The organism is Tunturiibacter gelidiferens (assembly GCF_051013345.1).
Classification (GTDB): domain Bacteria; phylum Acidobacteriota; class Terriglobia; order Terriglobales; family Acidobacteriaceae; genus Edaphobacter; species Edaphobacter gelidiferens_A.
This window is the reverse complement of record NZ_CP132940.1, coordinates 158,932-177,864: the sequence shown is the minus strand read 5'-3', so window position 1 is coordinate 177,864 and position 18,933 is coordinate 158,932. Positions and strand designations below refer to the sequence as shown.

The window sequence follows — 18,933 nt, the reverse complement described above, 5'->3', positions numbered from 1 at the left end:
CAAGTCTAAGACTCGATTGGCGTCGTCACCACCGGAAGATGCAAGCCACGGAATGGCAAACAAGCCAAGACAAACCTCTCGAGCGAATCGAGGGGCACGTTCACAGGCAGTGGGCTGGATCTCGAGACAAAAATCTTCTCGGCGTCCGGTCGAGGGAGAAACTTTTTCTTGACATCCCTTTTTATAGAACTTATTGAAGCCTTGGCCAATCGGGAGAAGTCGCTACTGTGGGCGAATAAGCGCTGTTATGCCTGGAGCCTGTCGCTTGCGTGGCAGGGAGAGCCAGATGCCGAGCACAGAATGTTTGTTCCTGACCAGCTGACCGGAGCATTGCTTGCCAGCGTGCCGGAGGCCGAGATTCGTCGCATCTTTGCGGCTGGCCTCGACAAAAGCCAGCTGCTAAAGAAGCGCCACAAGGCCATCTACGCAGTACTCGAACAGGCATCTCGCGAGCTCTTTGAGAGCGCCGAATTCGGTCAGAAAGTCGACCTGAAATCCATCCTGGAGGCCGCTTGCACCGTGGCCTACCTCCACATGCCAGCCGCCATTGCCGCGGCCCGATGCCGTAAGACGGTACACCACTCACCGAGAAAGCAGGTCATGCTTCGGATCTTTCGTGGAATCCCGGTCGGAGACGATTACGCGGCTCCCGTTGAGACAGAGCTATCCGCATCCGAACTCAGAGATGCAGAAATGGAGGTTGCTGATACCACCCTGGTTGTACCTGCGTGGCTGGAAGCAATGCGAACGACATTTAAACTCGGGACTCAGAGCAAAGTAAGTGATGCGCTCCTGGAGATCCAGGCTAAGGATAGTCAGCCCGGATCTCGACTCGCCCATTTCGCGTTCTCGCTCTTGTCCGAGTGCCATCTCTCGATCGAAAGTGCGAAGCGTTACAGCATGCTTGTTGCGAGGCGCTGCGGGTGCAGGATCGGTGGCATCGACCCATCGACTTTGTCTATCGATGCGCTCGAAGATCTGTACCGGGATGCACTCGATGACGACTGGGAGGACGATCCCGTAGGAGTGACAGAGCAAACGGTCCGGCGTAATAAGCGCGCCACAATAGGCGCCATCGTGAAGTTCCATCAATACCTGAGGAAACATGCGGGCGTGCCGCCCCTGGACGAACTCGCCTCCCGGCTGAAGCTCCGCGGATTGCTGCCCGTGGATGCCAACTTCCTGACCATCGATGAGTATCTCTGCGTCCTTGACTACATCTCCGGCTGTCAGGGGCCGGCTGATCCATACCTGCGTTCGGTCCTACGGCTCATCGTCATCCTTGCCTATCGCTGCGGGCTCAGGCGATGTGAGGTGCTCTATCTGCTCTTGGATGATCTCGATGCTGCCGATCATCTCCATGTGCGAAACAATGACCTCCGAGACGTCAAGACAACGAATTCTAGCCGGTCCATCCCCGCGGGAATACTTCTTTCACCGCAAGAGCTCTCCGAACTGAAGGCGTTCCTTGACCAGAGAAAGCAAGCGCCTAGAAACGGCAAGTATGCTCTACTCTTCTCTTCGAAGGGGATGCCTCCGCTGCTCTTGATCCGGATAGTCTGGTGCGTCAGATCCACATTGCCATGCGGACTGCTCTCAAGGATCCGTCTCTCAAAGTCCATCATCTCCGGCACAGCTTCGCGACCCTGTTGACCGCCAAGCTTCTGCCGAATATGACCTCGTTCGTGCGCGAATTTATGAAACGCCATCCCAAGACACTCGAATGGCTCGAGGACCGGCATGCCTTGCGAGAGCAATTGTTCGGGACCTTGGACGTGAAAGGCCTGGACTTGAAAGCTGTCGCCCACCTGCTTGGCCACGGTAGCCCAGCCACCAGCGTCGAGCATTACATCCACAGCCTCGACTGGTTCGAACCGGCGGCGGCGCGGCGATGACTCTTCCTGACCCAAAGCGCACGGCTACGGTGAATATAGGTGCTCAGCCGAAATCCTCGGCATACGAAAGAGCCAAACGTGGGCCGCTGGCAGTCTCTGCACAGCAATTGAAAGAGGGATCATCGAACTTGCCTTCATGGAAGGACCGTAGCGGCGTGCAGCAATCTTTTCTCGACGTCCGCGCTCCCCAATGGTATTTGAATACAAGAGCTCTGCTGGAAAGGAACTTTCAGTACGAAGAGCCAATCGCCACCTGTGCAGCAGGTCTGACCATCTCGATTGATGAAGCTCAATCCATAATCACGCAGGCCATAAACGTCGCGGAACATAAAATAGGTCTGAAATTCCAACTCGCAAACAACTCGAATGCAAAGTATCCGCGATCTCCCAAGGACCCTTGCGTTAAACTGCTGGCCGAGAAAATTGCTCTACGGCTTGATGCGTTGGCGCAACATAGTCCTGCACTCGTCGAAGAAGGAGTTTTCACCTACATCAGCAACGTGCAAAAAACGAACCGGCTCGTGCTAACGGATGCTTCGCAGGCACCGAATCTTCGGAAGTGGATGGTCCTGATTCGCAAACTGCAATGCGAAGATCTTTCGATCCGGATCGTTGGATTCCTGGTCAAAGGTGTAAGGATAAATCTGGATCAGCAACTGAAATTACTGAATCTGTCGCGAGCGACTCCGATCCACTGGGTGAATGCACACAATCAAAACAGCCGCTCTGCTCTGAATCATCTTGCAATCGACATAGTTTGCAGGTTGGACCGGAAGAAAGCACCTATCGTTCTTAGCTCCGAGGCCTTTCGCTATGCGATGGCCGTTGCAGCCATCGCACAGATTTGGCGGGAGCCAAAATATCAGGAGCCGAAAACCCTTAGCCCTACGAAGCATAATAGGCAGACATTTGACGTTCCGGCGGTTGTTCAAGAGTCCTTGTTTTCCTGAATGCAGTTCGTACTTTTGAGTCGGGCTGAATCCTGCGTTTGGGAACTTGGTTCGGGCTCAACCGCATATATCCCATCATCGGACGTCCGCGTCTGCTCCAAGAAGGCCTTGGCAGCTTGTGTTAGCAGAGCGCGTTTGGGGTGTAACAGTTACTGGAGGGTTTCGCTCAAGTTCCTCAGCAGGTGCCAGCTGTCGGCCACCTGCACGGCGCTACAGCGCGCCTTCGCCGTACGCTGGCACGGCAGCGAGTGTTCCCTTCGACCTGGGGTGAGACAGAGACCGAAGCCACACTGTTCTGTTGCACGCCCTCCGAATCACGGTCCGGTATAGGTGGATGACCGTTCCCCGTTCCGAGTCGAATAGGATCATGTCCAACGTTGGCCCCTGGTGCCGCGCCCAATCATAGATACCGCAGAATGTGCTGAAGAGAGTCAACTGCCACTAGCCTCCAAATGGATTTCTACACGGTTGAATTTTCAGAAAGTCTAGAAATGCGAGAGTGTCGACTGGCCTCCAAACCAGGGGAATTTACAGTTAAACCCATATAACCTGCTCATTTATAAACACTTCTTGGTCTGATCCTGCGAATCGGCTTGGAGCGGAGTGGCACCTTGAGAATCGATTTCGGTACCAGCTACACGCTTGACTGAACGAAGTCCGGTTTCCTGAAACGCTGCGGGTAGCTTGTATTCCGATTTGGCGATGGCAAATTTTACGGGCGCGGTCTTCTTTGTCGTCATCGTGCTCAGCTCAGGTAGATTCGGATCTGTGGATACCGAATAACTATATCTCGCGACGGTTATACATGGCTGATTCGCGTCCTTTTGCGGTCAAACTCGATCACGTCATCGACGCTTTCAATGAGGACGATACTTCCCCACCACTCTCGCCAAAACTCCTCCTCATCGGGAGTCAGCCTCCGCTTACTTGGGATTTTCCGGCCGTCTTTGATCTCGACCAGGTGTGTATAGCAAGTCAAGGTTTTACGAAGGGAGGTAGGTACTGACAATTCGGCTTCTCGCCAGTGAGAGGACAAGCCGGGTGAGGGTTGATGCATCGGCGAGTTTCGTAACACCCTCGGAACGGCCCCGCCGCGTCCGCAAGGCCGCGTGTCCATTCGTGACTGGATAACTTCCAACATTCCGCGCGCCCGCAAAAAGCAAAGAGGGGCTGAACGCGCAGCCCCTCTTTCTCAGTTCTAAGGGTGCAAGGGAGGGCTTGTAGCGCAGATACCAACGCACGCACAGGAGGATCACCTCGCGATCAAAGTGCCGTCCTGCAAACAACTCTTCGATGTTTCTCACCTGCCCATCGTCAGTCCTCGATCACAAAAGACCACTCTATCCGACGGCATCTCGCTATTTGCACCAGAGCCGTTCATCGATCTTGTCTATCTCTGCCATGTCACACCTCGTTGTATTGGTCGCATAAAGCGCCTTGATCGACCAGCGCCATGTAAAGCTCCATTCATCTGTTTGATGCGGTCGGCAGTTCTTCTGTGCCAGTGTCGCTCGGCACCTAAATAGCGGACTATTGTGGGTTCCGAGCAGGAGACGCGAGCGCCCCTTAACGACACATAGGGTATGACTAAGGGCCCTCCCCTGTCGCGCATCGCTCTCAGCGCTAGTGTGTTGGCCCCACTTGGTCGGCATCGACAAGCACACGGTCAGGACCACTTTGGCTTCGCAGTCTACCCCTCCCAAATTCCGGCATCCAACCTTTCAGGAGAACCAGGAGAGTGCATCATGAATGCGATACAGGAAACAACACGAAAGAACGACACAGCTTCCGAATCCGATCCCACAAAGACCGATCGCAACGCATCTGCCGGAAGCGAAACTTCCCTTGGAGCGGAAAGTGTTCGCGATGGCCGTCCAACTACCGACGATAGCGTGGTTGAGGCAATGGACGAAGAAACCCCGGCTTAGCCGGTAATTAGTGGCAGTCTTAGCTTTCTGGTACGGAGAGGATGGGCATAATGGTGATACTGACTTGTGGAGGACTTTGCGCGTTGATCCTCGGATGGATTGTGATGAGACGCCTGCGAGTAAAGCGCGACTTCGAGGAGAACAACATTGAGCCTGAGGCGTTGCATTTTCTTCTGAATGCAAAACAGGTTCTACTCTACGACGTGCGCCAGCCGCTCGACTTTCTGGCGTTTCCGCAGATCATTCCGGGAGCTATGAGAATTGCGGGTGCTGTTGCAAAAAAACGATACATGAAATGCGATGATGGAGTCCGTGAGCAGGTCGATTCCGGGTGAGAGGCAAACAGGATGAGTGGTGATTTCAAATGGCGGCATTTTGTGGGCGAGATTATCCTGTGGGCTGTGCGGTGGTATTGCAAATACGGCGTCAGCTATCGCGATCTGGAAGAGATGATGGAAGAGCGTGGCGTTGATCTGGATCACACCACGCTGTATCGCTGGGTTCAACGCTACGCTCCTGAGATGGAGAAACGCCTGCGCTGGGGGTTCGCCTAGTTGAGCGCGCCTTTGGACTCGGGCCATCCATCATGACTGAGGCCATGCAGCAGTTGGAAGCCGCATTCGCTTAAATTCCGCCATCTCTATGCAGACTCTCTCACTCTCATTTTCCCTTCAAATTTTTGCAACAGCGCCGTGCTGTGTTCTTTGTCGTAACGCTGTTCCTCCCTTTCCAGCTCGCTTCGCATTTTCGGAGGGCGTTTCCGTTTATATCGACTCTTATAACCTGGGACGTACAAAATTACCCAAAAAACTCTTGACATTTCGGCAAGACCAGGATCATCCTCTTTGGTAAGTTCGACAGGCCCAACGTTCTTGGTGTGTTGTTCGACGGATCCAATTCTCTCCCAGTGTGCTGAATCGACTCATTCGCCCCAGTTTGGGTAAATATACCAAGGCTCCATGAGATCGTTGAGGTGTTGCCGCGTTTGCAGAGCGAGCCGCCCACCTACCCGACCTTTGCAGTTCAAAGGAGGTTATTCATGAGACAAACAAGATTGATAGCACTAGTCGCCGCCTGTATGACCATCGCGGTCGCCATGTCCATCTCCAGACACATTGTGCACGGACAAACCGTCTACAACCCGTATCCAACTGGGATTCTGCCCTCCAACATCGATCCCGAGATAGCAAGGGTTCTGCGGGAAGTGAATTCCATCGAAGCTGAAGCGATCAGGCAGTGGCATGCACTCCCGCCCCCGGTTGTGACGGGCAACCCGCCAACACTTCAGAACACCGGAGTTGCCTCAATAGAAATACTCGGCAAGCTCATGAATTTCGACAGAACCATCTCGCCAAACGAGAATGAGGCCTGCTCGTCTTGTCACATGCCCTACGCCGGCTATAGCGGACCGATTCCGTCGGTGAATCTGACGATGATCGCGTATCCCGGATCGGTTCACTTCAGGGCCGGCAAGCGGACAGCGCAGAGATACACGTATTCGGCCTACTTCCCTCCGCTCCAGTACGACGCGGTTCAGGGCCTTTTCTTTGGCGGAAATTTCTGGGATTCACGCGCAACCGGGTATTTGCTGAGGAGTCCCGACGCCGAGCAGTCACAGGGGCCTCCTGTCGATCCTAACGAAATGGGCAACCCTGACACTGCCTGTGTCACTTACAAGCTTTCACTGGCTCCGTACAGGCCCCTCTTCGAGCTGGTATGGGGTGCTGGCTCATTCGACATCACCTGGCCTGCAAACATTGCGCAGATCTGCGCCACGCCAAATGGAGCTTCCGTGTTCAACGGGAACCCTACACCAGTTGCGCTAAGTTCGGCTGACCGCACCCGCTCGAATAACGACTACGATCATTGGGCGCAGTCCCTTAACGCATTTGAGCACAGTGAGTCTGTCAGCCCTTTCACCTCGAAGTTTGATGCATATCTGAAGGGAACGTATAAGTTGACAGCGAAGGAAGCGGCCGGATACGCGCTATTCCGGGGCAAAGGAAATTGCAATTCGTGTCACCTGGACGGCAGATCAACGGCGCCGGCCCCAACAAATACCGGCGCCGAAGATACGGGAGTAGCCGCTAATGTCACACCGGTGTTCACCTGCTTCGGCTCTGCCAATGAGGGCCTGCCCAAGAATCCCAGGGATTCCTTTTATTATGAGACCACGCCGGATTCCTTCGGATTTACGCCCAATCCGGGAGGCTTTACCTACACCGATTTCGGATTAGGAACTTTCCTCAGAAGCGGCTTCGGCTCCGCTCCCAATCCAAACTCCAGTTGGCGGCAGTTTGCATCAACCGTCGACGGCCAGATGCAGGTGATGACGGCGCGCAATGTGGGGCTTACGCCGCCATCGTGTCCCACCACAGAGGCTCCCGGCCCCTACTTCCAGAAGGAGTTCTTCCACAATGGCTACATCAAGAGCCTGAAGCAACTCGTCCACTTCTACAACACGCGGGACCTGTACCGGAATGCCGTGTCGTCCGGCAACTGCCCCGCCGGAACAACCGAGAAAGTAAACTGCTGGCCTGAGCCCGAGGTACCTCAAAATATCGATATGACCACCGGCAACCTGGGCTTGACGGGTGCGGAGGAGGATCAGATCGTTGCATTTCTACAAACGCTCAGCGACGGTTTCACAACACCGTACCCCGACGTCAACACGTATACAGGAGCCTGCATGACAGGCGGCACCGCTGCCACCCAGGGGAATTCGACGATCATTCCCGCCGATCTGCTGCGGCAATTCCAACAAATGCAGCGTTAGGACCAATCTATGCGGGGACGGGGTACATGGAGGCGACTCCATGCGCCCTGTCGCTGTTCTTCGCCGGAATATCCAATTCTCTTCGAGGCCTATAAATGAACGGTCTGCATATTCGCAAATTCCTTCTGTCACCGACGATTCTCTTTGTAGCCCTGCTTTTCTCCCTTACGATCTGCGCTCCGCAGCTTTCGCATGCGCAGCTGGTTCCTCCTGCGCCGGCAGCAGCGAGTGTCCATATCACAGAGGGACCGGCGATCGAATCAGATAAAGATGGCCTCGCGATCATCCGGTGGACGAGCAATAACCCGGGCGGATCGGCCGAGCACTTCGGCGTCGTGCATTACGGCATGGATGCCGCGCAGCTGAACCAGACCGCGAAGAACCATATCCAACTGAACCAAAGCCATCCCGAAACGGTCTTCCGGGTGCGCGTGGACGGGCTCAAGCCGAGAACGACGTACTACTACACGGTCGGATCGATGGGGGTACCGGCAGAGTCGATCCCGTGAAAAGCGCGGTCTACCACTTCACTACTCCCTAATGGTCCTGCCGGCGCGTCGCTTCTGTGCGACTGCTGAACGCTCCCATATTGGCGGTTTTTGCATAACGCCCCGAAAAGGTTCAATTCAGATTTCAGGCAGGTGATCGGCACTTGGCCGAGGTCATGCGGCGGCCCTGAGGATAGGGGACACCTCAAGAAAGGGAAATTTATGAATGCTCAGGAGCTCTGGAGGCGGTTCTGGGCTTCGGGGAGCATTGAGAGGACCGCTGCGCGTGAGGATTCAGCTGTCATATGGAACTCCGCTTTGGCGAAATTGTCTTTTGCATTGCTTGACCTCAGGGCAGACAGCACCCGTCAGTAATTGAGTGGGTTTTGAGACCGGAGAAGCCTTTGGTATTGCCGGACACAATCATCGAAAGTGTGATCGCTTATGCGCACTGGCTCTTCCTGAGCTTCCGGAACGCTGTCACTCATAAGAGTGGCGGCATCCGCTGGTTTTATTCCATCTGACGGCGCGATTGATGAACTTTTCCTGAGATTGTGGTGCCTCATTCTGTACTAAGCTCAGAAGTCGAACTGATAGCTCTAACGCTCTTTTTTACATGTCGGCGGGTGGCAAGTTTGCAAGCCATGCTGAACATACAAGAACCAAAAGAATGAAAAGAGCTTCCGCACGAACCCACTTTCGCATGATTGAGGTTCGACTCTGAGTCCAGGGATCCTGTGTCCTTAGCAGAAAACGCACACGCACCCCATGACCCAACGCGAGAAGCACAAAGGACAATTTCAGTAGCAGCATGCGTCCCCAAGCCGAATTTGGTAGCGGCGAAAGCGACCCCCAAGGCCTTCCCACGAGTTGTAGATTCCACTCAGAATAACGACTGCCAATGCGATGGTAACGGTTTCTGAAAGTCGTTTTCCAAACTGCACTATGTCGCCCAGTTCTGCTATGGATGCCAGATAGGGAATAGTGATCAGTCCCGCAACGAGGATTCCTCCTCCCCAAGTGGCAATCGCAGAGAGATGAAGGAACTGAATTCCTTCGCGGAGGGTGAAATCGCCGTTAGAAGCAGCGTGTCCGTGGAGAGCCCGGCAGGCGATGAAGCCGACTTCAAGAGCTATGCCGATGAGGACCGACTTCGTCCGCTTTAGAGAGGTGGGCAAGAATGAAAACAGTAAGAGACACGGAACGAAGCAAAAGCCCATGATTACCGCTCGACCGGAGTGCGTAGCGCCGACATCAAGCACGGCACCCCAGGCATCTCTCCAGGAAGTATCTCCGATCATCGACGCCGAGAGCAAAAGGAATTGAAGCGGAAGGTCCACCAACAGGATGGCGGAGCATGCAATCAGGCTTATCCGCAGCGGTCGGTCACAAATGCTGACTCTCCCCAGCCAGAGGCGATTTAGAAGGGCACCCGCCAAAGCTGTATAAGCGATGTCACAGAGCGCGTCTGCGTAAATTCTCATGGTTGGGAAGAGTGTCAGCATCCTTTGGTTCCGCTCTAACGCACTGTGAATTGGTAGCTGCCTTGCAGGCGATGTCCGTCAACGGAGACATCGACCCAGTGCACGACATAGGTCCCTGCAGGCAAGGAGGGAGCAGCAAGTGTGATCGTCGTTGGATCGCCGGGAACAGGAGCCGAAGTTTCGGGATCTGCCGGCTTACCTTCGATATTCGTTAGCTTGATCGAACTGAATTTCGGCTCAACGGCCTCAGAGAAGGTAATCGAAATCTTGCTGGGGGCAGGCCCCGTTGAATCCGGAGCTGGCACCATTGTTTTGGGGTGAGCGTGCGCGAAAGCCGACGGAACAACCGTCAGCATTAGGCTGAAAATGAAGACGACCGGTCGAAACGTCGCTTTGAGTTGATCCATATTTTCTCCTAAGTTGCAGTGGATTGATCGCATGAAGTTGTTTTTGCAGCTAGATTTAATACTCGTCTCTGCGTCCCTTTCAGAAGTGGAATCGATAGTTGCGGCCGCTGGCCGAATTCTGGACTTCATCGTTTTGAACGGCGACGGCAAGAGAGAGCCGGCTTCCCGCCACCAGCTTCACGTCGTCCTTCTTTGTGGAGACAAGCACGCCGGAGTTTGCGTCCGTGATACTGCTATGCAGATCCACGTCATGAACAGCGCCGATCTCATCTATCTGATAGGTCTGCCCGCTCCATGCCAGCAGATCGTCGCTGCTTTCCATATAGCCAACGTCCTCCGCCGGTCCGGTAATCTCGGCAATCATCGCGTGGATGGGAAAGGTCTTTCCGTCCTTCAGCTTCGCCTCAGTGAATCGCAGTGCCAGGGTTGAGGTGCCACCGGTCTGCATTTGATCGGTGGCCACGGTGCCGACGAGCACCGTTCCGTGCGGTAATTCGGTCCCATCCTTCAAGTGCACGGTGCCATCAACGACAGCTTCGAACTGCGTACCGGATTGTGACTCCTTCGCGTCGAGAGTTTTCACAAGATGGGCGTCCGCAGGAACCATCTGCGAAGCTTCCTGCTGTGCTGCGACGGGGTCTGTGGTTGAGCTCGCGGCCGAGTTGTCAGCTGCCTGCGCCTTCAGACTCTGGGCTCCGACAAGCAGTGGAGTAATGAAGGCAAGACAATTAATTGCCATCGAGAGAGATATTGGTTTTGCAAGCGTCATGGGGGATAAGCTCCTAAGCTTGGGTTAACTTCTGCCTCCCGCCATCATCGATCCGTGGGACAGCTTCCATACGTAAAGTGGCGGGGAGGGAATGAAATATTCCAAGCGCTCAGTGTTTTTTTCAGAGAATACGTGTCGATGCCCATCTTCGCCATGTAGCGCGCATCTCTCGGTCGCTACCGTTGAACAGCAGGACACAGGTCCGCCTTCCGTCAGACCAAAGACTCGCGCTGCCCGACGTCTCGTGCATTGGATGAAATCCATGCTGTTGCATCAAACGGGCATCAACGATCGAAGGTCTCACTCATGGCGCAAGTTGACCTCGGGCGTAGTCGAGTGACCTCAATGCAAGGAGATGATCGAACCGGGCATTGACGGCTTCGACTGTGGCTTGGGTACTTTGTAACTGAGCCTGGCTGAGTTCCACAATCGAGCCCAGGCCTAACTTGTACCGCGTCTGAGCCAGGCTCAGAGCCTGAGTCGTCTGGTTCTGGAATGCCTCGGCGACCCCAATCCGCCGGAAGGCGGTCTGTGCTGACAGTGTTGCGATGCGAACGTCGCGTGCGATGGCGTCTGAAAGTTCCTGGGTTTGCTTCTCCGACGCTCTTTCGCGGAGACGAGCTTCCTGCGTCTGCGCATTGATGCGAAATCCCGTGAAGACAGGCAGTGTCAGATTAACGCCCGCCGCGGCGTACCAGTTGGTTGTAAAGATTCCGCCGTCCGGTCTTACGGGGGTGACGCCACCTATAGCGAGCGCAGAGATGCTGGGCAGGCGTTGCAACTCCTGCGCACGAGCGAACTTCCGGTCGGCCTGGGTATCGAGACGCAGCGCCTGCAGATCCGGCCTCTGCGCCTGAGCCTCTTTGATGAGTGCCGAGGAATTGTCAGGGGGCAGCGGAGGTGCGGTGCTGCCGTCATCGACTGCGCGGTATTGCGTTTCAGGGGGAGCGGCGAGAAGCTCGGCTAACGCGACTCTGGCCGAAGCGACCGAGTTTTCAGCATCGAGCTGGAGCAGCTGTGCCTGCGAAAGATCAGCGGAGGAGATATTCAGATCGAGGTCACTCTTGAGGGCGCTCTTCGTCAGTGCCTGGGTCAGGTTTTGTACGTCGGCTCTTGCTTTCACTGTAGCAACGGCAACGTCGAGGAGGGATTGCGCATCCAGCAAGCGATAAAACGCCTGGTCTGTAGCGATCAGCACATCCTGCTCCGTAGCAAGAGCATTCTGTTGCTGGGCCTTCGCCTGCAAACGACTATTGGCAACGAGGTTTCTCGTGTGGCCGAAGTCGGTGAGCAGTTGCGTCAACGTGCCTCCGGCCCCGGCATGCGTGTAGAGGCGCGAAGAATTCAATTCCCCGAACCAATGCGGCTTCCATCTTCCGCCTTGACCGCGGTCACGTTGCCATTGATCTGCGGTAGTTCGTTCGAGCGTGTCTCCCTTGTTACCTGGCCAGCGGCAAGGGCAAGCAGATGACTCGCCGTGACACGGGGGTTGTTGCTGAGGGCCATGCGCTCGGCGTCGCTGCGGGTAATGGGTGTGATTTGACCATTCGGTTCCAGTGGAGAAGCCTGAGCCTGCGCCGAAGGCGCCTGGGGGATGGGTGCCATAGGGATTGAACTCTGCGCGCATGCCGCAAACGAGCAAGCCAGTGAAAGAATCAGGACTATCTGCTTCACGCCGTTGCCTCCTGAGTGAGCGCCACCTGGCGCGATTCGATGTGGCGGTGGATCAAAAGGTACGCGCTTGGCACCAGAAACACCGTCACGATACCCGAAATCGTGAGACCTCCCAGGATGGCTCGTGCCAGAGGGGCATACTGTTCACTGCCGGCCTCAAGTGCGAGAGCCATAGGGATCAAGCCAAGCACAGTAGCGAGCGTGGTCATCAGGATGGGACGCAAACGTACTTTGCAGGCGGTGATGATGGCTTCCTCAAGCTTGAGTCCCTGCGCGCGAAGCTGGCCGGTGAACTCAACGATCAGAATGCTGTCCGAAACAACGATGCCGGTCATCATCAGCACGCCCATAAGGCTCATGATGTTCAGCGAGGTATGCGTGGTCAGCAGGAAGAGGATCACGCCGGCGATTCCCGGAGGGATGGCCAGCAGGATGATGAAGGGGTCGACGAACGAGGCGAATTGCGCCATCAGGATCAGGAAAACGAGCACGATGGAGAGAACGAGGCCGATAGCGAAAGACTTGAACGAGTCGTGCATGTTATTGACCGAGCCGCGAATCGTCAGAATCGTTCCATGCGGGGGATGGGTGTCGTTGACGATCTGACTGACCTGCTTGCTGATGCTGTTCAGGTCTTCCGCCTTGGGCATCACGTAGACGTCGAACACGCGGCGAAGCTGGTAGTGATCTACCTCAGTCGGCGTATTGATGGCTTTGATCGAGGCGACCGTTTCGAGCGGGGTTGTATTCTTGCCGTCCGCTGATCGAAGCGGGATTTCCTTGAAGTCCTTCAGGGTTTGAACCTGCGTCTCAGGGTATTGGACGGTCAGCAGGTAATTGTTTCCGGTCTTCGGATCGATCCAGTAGCTAGGATCGACCACGCCGTTCGACGTCATGGCCGTGATCACGTTATCGACAATATTCTTGGGCGTCAGACCTTCGAGGCTGGCCTGTTGACGGTTGATGTTGAGGGCAAGACCGGGGTAATCGACGTCCTGCGGAATCAAGACATCGCTGACGCCGTGCACTGCCCGTAAGCGCTCGGCAAGCTGCTGGGCTACCGCGTACCCACCGTCCATATCGTTGCTGCTGACCTGGATGTCAAAGGGCGCCGGCAGACCCTGATTGACGATCGAATCGACGAGACCGCCGGTCTGGAAGTAGGTTTGGATCTCGGGCAGGTCAGCCGCCAGCTTGGCCCGCACACGTTCCATGTAAACAAAACTGCTCAGGCTGTGATCTTCCTTCAAGCTGACCTGCACAAAAGCGGTATGCATGCCCGAGTTCGGCGTGTAGATCGCCGACAGATCGGGCGTTACACCGATGTTTGAAACGATCATGTTCAGGTCTTTCGGTGCGACCACCTTCCGGACATCGTCTTCGACATGAGCGATGTACTGGTCGGTGAGTTCAATCCGGGTGCCACTTGGCGCTTTCACGCTAATGACAAACTGACCTGGATCGGTGCGCGGAAAGTAGGCCTGACCCAGAAAAGGAGACAAGGTAAAGCTGAGGATGACGAAGGCAGAAAATGCGATGACGACCAAGCCGGGTCTGCCTAAGCAGTAATGGATCGCGCTGTCATAGCGCCGTTGCAGCCAGCCGAACCCTTGATTGAAGTGGTAGACAATCTTCGCGAAGATGTTCTTCTGCCCATGCCCTCCGCGCATGTGCTCCGACACAGGATCGTCCTTTTGGGCGGCTTCATGCTCGTTGCCGTGACCGGTATGCTTGATAAAGCGGGAACAGAAGAGCGGTACGACCGTCACCGCCACGAAGTAGGAGCAAAACAATGCGATGACCACCGCGAGGGCGAGCGCGGTAAACAGATACTTGCTCACGCCTGTGAGCAGAGCCACCGGGAAGAACACGATGGCAGTGCTGCAGGTTGCCGCCAGAACGGCCAACTGGACCTCTTTGCCGCCTTTCTCTGCCGCTTCGACGCTGCTTGAACCCATCTCGAAATGTCGAAAGATGTTCTCAAGCACGACGACAGAGTTGTCGATGAGCCGTGACAGCGCCAGCGCCACGCCGCCGAGCACCATCGTATTGATGGAATCTCCAAACGCATTCAGGATCATAAAGGTTGCGATACAGGAGATCGGGATCGACAGCATCACCGCGACCGTCGCCCGGACATTCCCGAGAAAGAGCAAAATCATCAGGCCTGTAAGACAAAGGCCGATGGCGCCCTCGCTGATGACGTTCTTGATCGCCGTCTTAACGAAGACCGATTGGTCGAAGACGACGCTCGCTTTCAGGGCCTCGGGGATGTCGAGCAAATGGGCTGTGGCCTTGCGGACGCCATTGACGATTGTGATCGTATTGGAATCGCCGCCCTGTTTGAGGATCGGGATATAGACCGAATGCTGACCGTCTACGCGGACGATGTTGGTCTGCAACTGGCCTCCGTCCACGGCATGTCCTATGTCTCCGACGAGGATCGAGGAATTGCCTACAGTGCGTAGCGGAATGCCGTTGACATCATTTGGCGTAGGCACCTGGCTGTTTGCGTAAATGTTGTAGTCTTTGGGTCCGATGCGGACGTCGCCGGCCGGCAGAATGAGGTTCGAATCGTTGATGGCATGCACCACATCGGTCACGCTCATCTGCGACGCTTGCAGTTTAATAGGATCGACATAGACCATGATCTGCCGATAGGTTCCGCCATACGGCTGCGGGACAGACGCGCCCGGTACGTTTGCGACCTGGTTGCGCACGCTGAACTGCGCCAGGTCCTTCAACTGGGTTTGGTTCATTCCGGCGCCCTTGAGAGTGATGAGGCACACCGGAAGATTAGCCGCGTCGAAGCTCAGCACGACCGGCGGCAGCGTTCCAGGTGGCAATCGCCGCAGATTGGCTAGCGCGAGGTTCGAGATGCTGCTCACCGCCGCGTTGGGATCCGTGCCGGGATGAAAGTAAATCTTGATCAGGCTGACACCGGCCAGCGACCGTGATTCGATGTGATCGATGTCGCTTCCCAGGGTAAAGAATCTCTCATCACTGTCCGTGATATCGGACTCGATCTGTTGTGGCGGCATGCCCGCGTAGAATGTGGCAACGACAACAACCGGAATCTTGACGGGGGAAGAGATCGACAGGCATCCCGACAATGGCTGCCACACCAACGACCACTACAATCAGGCACGCTATCAGAATGAAAAATGGATATCGAATCGCAAACGACGACATGGCTACTTGTCTCCCTTATGTGTCTGCTGGTGGTAGGTAACGAGGTCGGGTGAGGCGTCCTGTGGCGTAACCCTCTCGCCAGGTTGCAACGTGGACAATTCGCCGATGATGACTCGGTCTCTCTCGCTGAGACCTCCTGTAATCTCCTGCTCGTTTGCGCCAGCAATGCCGAGCACAACGGACCTTCGCAGAACCCGGTTACTGCTATCGACCAGCATCACGGATGGTTCATCGCCCTGGATAATGGCGGACGCCGGCACGATCAGAGCGCCGGTCTTTTGCTGCAATGCGAAGGTGACATCGGCGTACATCCCCGGCGTGAGCGTCAGATCCGGATTTGGGACATCGACCTCGGCAAGCATGGTCCGGGTTGCATTCGAAACATCCCGGCTGAGACGAATCACCGAGCCTGGAAACTGTTGTCCCGTCGCCTGGACATGAATCGTTACCATCGATCCGACATGCACCAGTGGGACGTCCTGCTCCGGGATGGGCATACGCAGCCGGAGCACATCGCTTTGGGCGAGGCGAACGACGGCCTGAGCGTCATTTTCCGACGTTCCTGCCGGGATGAGAGAGCCTGTATCGGCGTAGCGCATGGTCACTTCGCCACTAAAGGGCGCTGTGATCGTTGCGTAATGGACGAGACTGGTCACATGCAAGTTGTTGGCGCGCGAGACGCCGAGCTGCCCCTGCGCGGCAGCTACCGCGGACTTCGCTGCGTCCACTTGCGCCGCGGCCGAGCGGTCACGTGCCAGGGCGTCGTCCACCTCCTGCGCTGCCACCAGTCCCGGTTGCTGATCGGACGCCTGCTTCAGGCGAACATAGTTTGCATGCGTGGCGGCGTAGTTCGCCTCCTCCCCTGCGACCTCGTTCTGCAGCCGCTCGATGTTCTGTTGCGTCTGGGTTATACCGGCTTGTGCGCCCGCGACTTCGGCATCCAGCTCCGGTACCTCCAACACGGCCAGCGTCTGGCCCTCGTGCACACGATCGCCAATATCGACATAGATATGCCGGATATAACCAGAGACCTTGCCGTGGACATCCACGTCCTGAAAGGGCTGGAAGATGCCCGCTACCGAAAGCTGATTTTCAATCGTGCCGACACGCGCTGCAACCACGGCGACGGTTGGCGGTGATGGCTGCTCAGCGGCAACGCTTTCATGTCGACGATGAGCGTGGAGAAAAATGAATACCGAAACGATCGCGATCAGCAGACAAGGCACGAGGATGCTTAGGCGCTTGGAGCGCATGGGATTCCTTTCTTCTAAACAGGGCGATTTTTGGAGGCGCGACCGGCCATTCCGCGGCCCACCTGGTTGTCGTGGGCGCACGAAGTCCGGGGTACCCGATTTCTATCGGCGGGCGCCAGTGTTAACGAATCGAGTCTGCAGTTCTATGTAACGATGCCCATTTGGGTCATATAGGCGTGCATATCCTGCTCGCTCCCTTGAAAGAGGAGCACGTAGGTCCTTCGTCCATCGGACCAGCGACTATCGCTGCCTGCTGTCTCGTGGAAAGATTTGATCTTGTTCTTCGCGGTCAGTCGGGCATCGATAATCAGCAGGCTGGCACGTTGCTCGTTCATCATCTTGAGCAGGACGGCTTTGTGGCTGGCGACCTTGAGTGAACTTGCGGCGCGAAACTCTACTCTACTCAGCTCGGGAGGCAGCTCCGCATCTCCCGACAGAGCGCCTGCGCTCCAGCCGAGAAGCTGCTTTTGATCGGTGCTGTTGATCTCCGCAGAGGGAGGCTGGCTGAGAAGAGTCGCTACCTGTCGGCTCAGACGCGCTTCCTGGAGCCAGGGGCCGAGCCCGAGCGTGACGCCAAGGAGAAGAGACGCCGCAACGGGTAGCAGAAACCAACTCCTCCATGTGGACTTCCGAGGCGCTTTCTGAAGACGCTCATAGGCCAGGCCTGCGAAGATTTTCGCCTCCAGCGAAGGGCTCTCCGGGACCTCTAAAAGGTCTGGCGAATCCTCTCATCGCCCGCGCTGAAGTTCGCGAACCACTGCGCGCATTCGGGGCAGGTTGCAAGATGGTCAAGGAGTGGCTTGGAGTCGGGAAGATCGTCGCCCGGCCGCCACGCGTACATCTCCAATTTGTAAAGTTCGCAACTCATAGGGATTCCGCCTTCTTCATCAGAACCAATTTCGTGGGTGCCTTCATCAACTCGTGTAGTTGTTGTCTTGCGCGGGCGAGTCTGGACATGACCGTTCCTATCGGGAGTTCCAATGCTTCGGCGATCTCCCGATAGGAGAGATCCTGGAAGTAGAACAGGACGACCGGGAGACGATGCCGTTCCTCGAGCTTTTCCAGAGACTGATGAAGGGCAAGAGCATCGGCACTGAGAGTCGGCCGGCTCTCCGGCTCATGCAACATCTCCTCGAAGGAGACTTCCTGTCTCGATTTCGTTCGCCGCCGCATCTGGCTATGACAGTGTCTTAAGATGCCAACAAGCCATCCTTTTACAAGTTCTACATCGCGAAGACTCGAACGAGAACGATAGGCCTGTAGGAAAGCCTCCTGGGTCAATTCTTCCGCGTCCGTCCGCGAGCCAGTCCACCAGTAGGCGATCCCGAAGAGGAGCCTCTGGTGCTGCCTTACCCAATCGTTGAACATCTGGTCAGTGATCTGCACCGTAACCCTCTTTTGACTGCCTGCTCTGCTGTCACCAATAGAGTGTGTTCTGCCTTCCGTTTTATTCCAATATCGTTTACTTTTTCTCGCAAATATTCTTCTCAAGACCTAACTCCATAGTTTCACGTGGGTTGAGTCGCATGAAATCAGAAAATGAGCTAACCACCCCGAAGGTTTCGTAAAGAAAAGCGAAAAGTTTCCGTCCTGGGGAATAAAGCGGCTCTCACTCGACACTTCATTGACAGCAAAGACGAGTCGTATGGAGATCGTCACGGCACGTATAGAAGGAGCAACTCAATGAAGCTCAAATGTACGCTACCCGTTCTACTGGTTACTTTGACGGCGGCTGAGCAAATACCCTCTGCCATGGATCAGTTCATGCAAGTGATGGAAACGAGCATGACAAAGATGGATAAAGCATGGCTGCAGCGCCCATGACCGGAGAGGTCGATCACGATTTCGCCACGATGATGATGCCCGATCATGAAGGCGCCATCGATATGGCCAATGCGGAACTGAGCTACGGGAAAAGACCCCGTGATGCGCCGGCTCGCAGAAGAGATCATCGTCGACCAGCAATCCGAGATCGATTCGATGAACCTTTGGCTCAGCAAGAAACACTAACCCTTACCTACGAAAGAGAGACAACGATGCGCTTCTTAGTGATTCCCGCACTCCTGACCGTTTGTGCGGTGTCCGGTCTTGCCCAAACCGCAGACCGCATCTACACA

The 18,933-nt window shown here is 55.6% G+C and carries 18 protein-coding genes and 1 pseudogene; 7 read left to right on the top strand and 12 right to left on the bottom strand.

Annotated features, from left to right (window positions below):
- Positions 1-300 precede the first annotated feature (300 nt).
- Genes RBB80_RS34275 through RBB80_RS34265 form a run of 3 tightly spaced genes read left to right on the top strand, consistent with a single transcriptional unit; the run spans position 301 to position 2,845 of the window.
- Entirely contained in the window at positions 301-1,653 is a 1,353-nt protein-coding gene (locus RBB80_RS34275) for a hypothetical protein (RefSeq protein ID WP_433970373.1), read from the top strand.
- On the top strand, positions 1,650-1,895 hold the full coding sequence (locus tag RBB80_RS34270; protein WP_433970371.1) for a hypothetical protein: 246 nt from the start codon (positions 1,650-1,652) through the stop codon (positions 1,893-1,895). The genes RBB80_RS34275 and RBB80_RS34270 overlap by 4 nt, the downstream gene beginning before the upstream one ends.
- The gene (locus RBB80_RS34265; RefSeq protein ID WP_433970369.1) at positions 1,892-2,845 is read left to right on the top strand and encodes a hypothetical protein; all 954 of its coding nucleotides are present in this window, start codon (positions 1,892-1,894) and stop codon (positions 2,843-2,845) included. The genes RBB80_RS34270 and RBB80_RS34265 overlap by 4 nt, the downstream gene beginning before the upstream one ends.
- Before the next feature lie 557 nt (positions 2,846-3,402).
- Here the strand turns inward: RBB80_RS34265 and RBB80_RS34260 are convergent.
- Positions 3,403-3,585, bottom strand: coding sequence for a hypothetical protein (locus RBB80_RS34260; protein ID WP_433970368.1), 183 nt, complete (start codon positions 3,583-3,585; stop codon positions 3,403-3,405).
- 1,238 nt (positions 3,586-4,823) lie between these two features.
- Here RBB80_RS34260 and RBB80_RS34255 point away from each other — a divergent pair.
- The 4 genes and pseudogenes from RBB80_RS34255 (at position 4,824) to RBB80_RS34240 (ending at position 8,058) form a co-directional block, all read left to right on the top strand.
- Complete coding sequence (locus tag RBB80_RS34255) at positions 4,824-5,108, top strand: hypothetical protein (protein WP_433970366.1); 285 nt, start codon at positions 4,824-4,826, stop codon at positions 5,106-5,108.
- A gap of 12 nt (positions 5,109-5,120) precedes the next feature.
- Positions 5,121-5,315 (top strand): annotated as a pseudogene (locus tag RBB80_RS34250) (IS6 family transposase); the annotation flags it as partial.
- A 497-nt stretch (positions 5,316-5,812) separates the two neighbouring features.
- Positions 5,813-7,549 carry a cytochrome-c peroxidase gene (locus tag RBB80_RS34245; protein ID WP_433970365.1) on the top strand — a complete coding sequence of 579 codons (1,737 nt, stop codon included), beginning with the start codon at positions 5,813-5,815 and terminating at the stop codon, positions 7,547-7,549.
- Positions 7,550-7,644: 95 nt separating this feature from the next.
- The gene (locus tag RBB80_RS34240; protein ID WP_433970363.1) at positions 7,645-8,058 is read left to right on the top strand and encodes a fibronectin type III domain-containing protein; all 414 of its coding nucleotides are present in this window, start codon (positions 7,645-7,647) and stop codon (positions 8,056-8,058) included.
- 591 nt (positions 8,059-8,649) lie between these two features.
- Here the strand turns inward: RBB80_RS34240 and RBB80_RS34235 are convergent.
- From RBB80_RS34235 to RBB80_RS34185, 11 genes are all read right to left on the bottom strand, one after another.
- On the bottom strand, positions 8,650-8,850 hold the full coding sequence (locus tag RBB80_RS34235; RefSeq protein WP_433970361.1) for a hypothetical protein: 201 nt from the start codon (positions 8,848-8,850) through the stop codon (positions 8,650-8,652).
- Positions 8,838-9,542 (bottom strand): hypothetical protein, encoded by a 705-nt coding sequence (locus tag RBB80_RS34230; protein WP_433970360.1) that lies wholly within the window; start codon positions 9,540-9,542, stop codon positions 8,838-8,840. Before RBB80_RS34230 ends, RBB80_RS34235 begins: the two co-directional genes overlap by 13 nt.
- A gap of 14 nt (positions 9,543-9,556) precedes the next feature.
- Complete coding sequence (locus tag RBB80_RS34225; RefSeq protein WP_433970358.1) at positions 9,557-9,928, bottom strand: copper resistance protein CopC; 372 nt, start codon at positions 9,926-9,928, stop codon at positions 9,557-9,559.
- Between the two features lie 79 nt (positions 9,929-10,007).
- Positions 10,008-10,697 (bottom strand): hypothetical protein, encoded by a 690-nt coding sequence (locus RBB80_RS34220; RefSeq protein WP_433970356.1) that lies wholly within the window; start codon positions 10,695-10,697, stop codon positions 10,008-10,010.
- 304 nt (positions 10,698-11,001) lie between these two features.
- Positions 11,002-12,045, bottom strand: a complete 1,044-nt coding sequence (locus tag RBB80_RS34215; RefSeq protein WP_433970355.1) for a TolC family protein — start codon at positions 12,043-12,045, stop codon at positions 11,002-11,004.
- On the bottom strand, positions 12,042-12,371 hold the full coding sequence (locus RBB80_RS34210) for a hypothetical protein (RefSeq protein WP_433970353.1): 330 nt from the start codon (positions 12,369-12,371) through the stop codon (positions 12,042-12,044). The genes RBB80_RS34215 and RBB80_RS34210 overlap by 4 nt, the downstream gene beginning before the upstream one ends.
- Positions 12,368-15,412, bottom strand: coding sequence for an efflux RND transporter permease subunit (locus tag RBB80_RS34205; RefSeq protein WP_433970430.1), 3,045 nt, complete (start codon positions 15,410-15,412; stop codon positions 12,368-12,370). Before RBB80_RS34205 ends, RBB80_RS34210 begins: the two co-directional genes overlap by 4 nt.
- 153 nt (positions 15,413-15,565) lie before the next feature.
- A complete protein-coding gene (locus tag RBB80_RS34200) occupies positions 15,566-16,816 on the bottom strand; it encodes an efflux RND transporter periplasmic adaptor subunit (protein ID WP_433970351.1) in 1,251 nt (416 codons plus the stop codon).
- Positions 16,817-16,959: 143 nt separating this feature from the next.
- Positions 16,960-17,154: a hypothetical protein gene (locus tag RBB80_RS34195; RefSeq protein WP_433970349.1), complete on the bottom strand. Its 195-nt coding sequence runs from the start codon at positions 17,152-17,154 to the stop codon at positions 16,960-16,962.
- A gap of 368 nt (positions 17,155-17,522) precedes the next feature.
- Positions 17,523-17,684 (bottom strand): hypothetical protein, encoded by a 162-nt coding sequence (locus RBB80_RS34190; protein WP_433970348.1) that lies wholly within the window; start codon positions 17,682-17,684, stop codon positions 17,523-17,525.
- A complete protein-coding gene (locus RBB80_RS34185) occupies positions 17,681-18,202 on the bottom strand; it encodes an RNA polymerase sigma factor (RefSeq protein WP_433970347.1) in 522 nt (173 codons plus the stop codon). Before RBB80_RS34185 ends, RBB80_RS34190 begins: the two co-directional genes overlap by 4 nt.
- Positions 18,203-18,933: the final 731 nt, after the last annotated feature.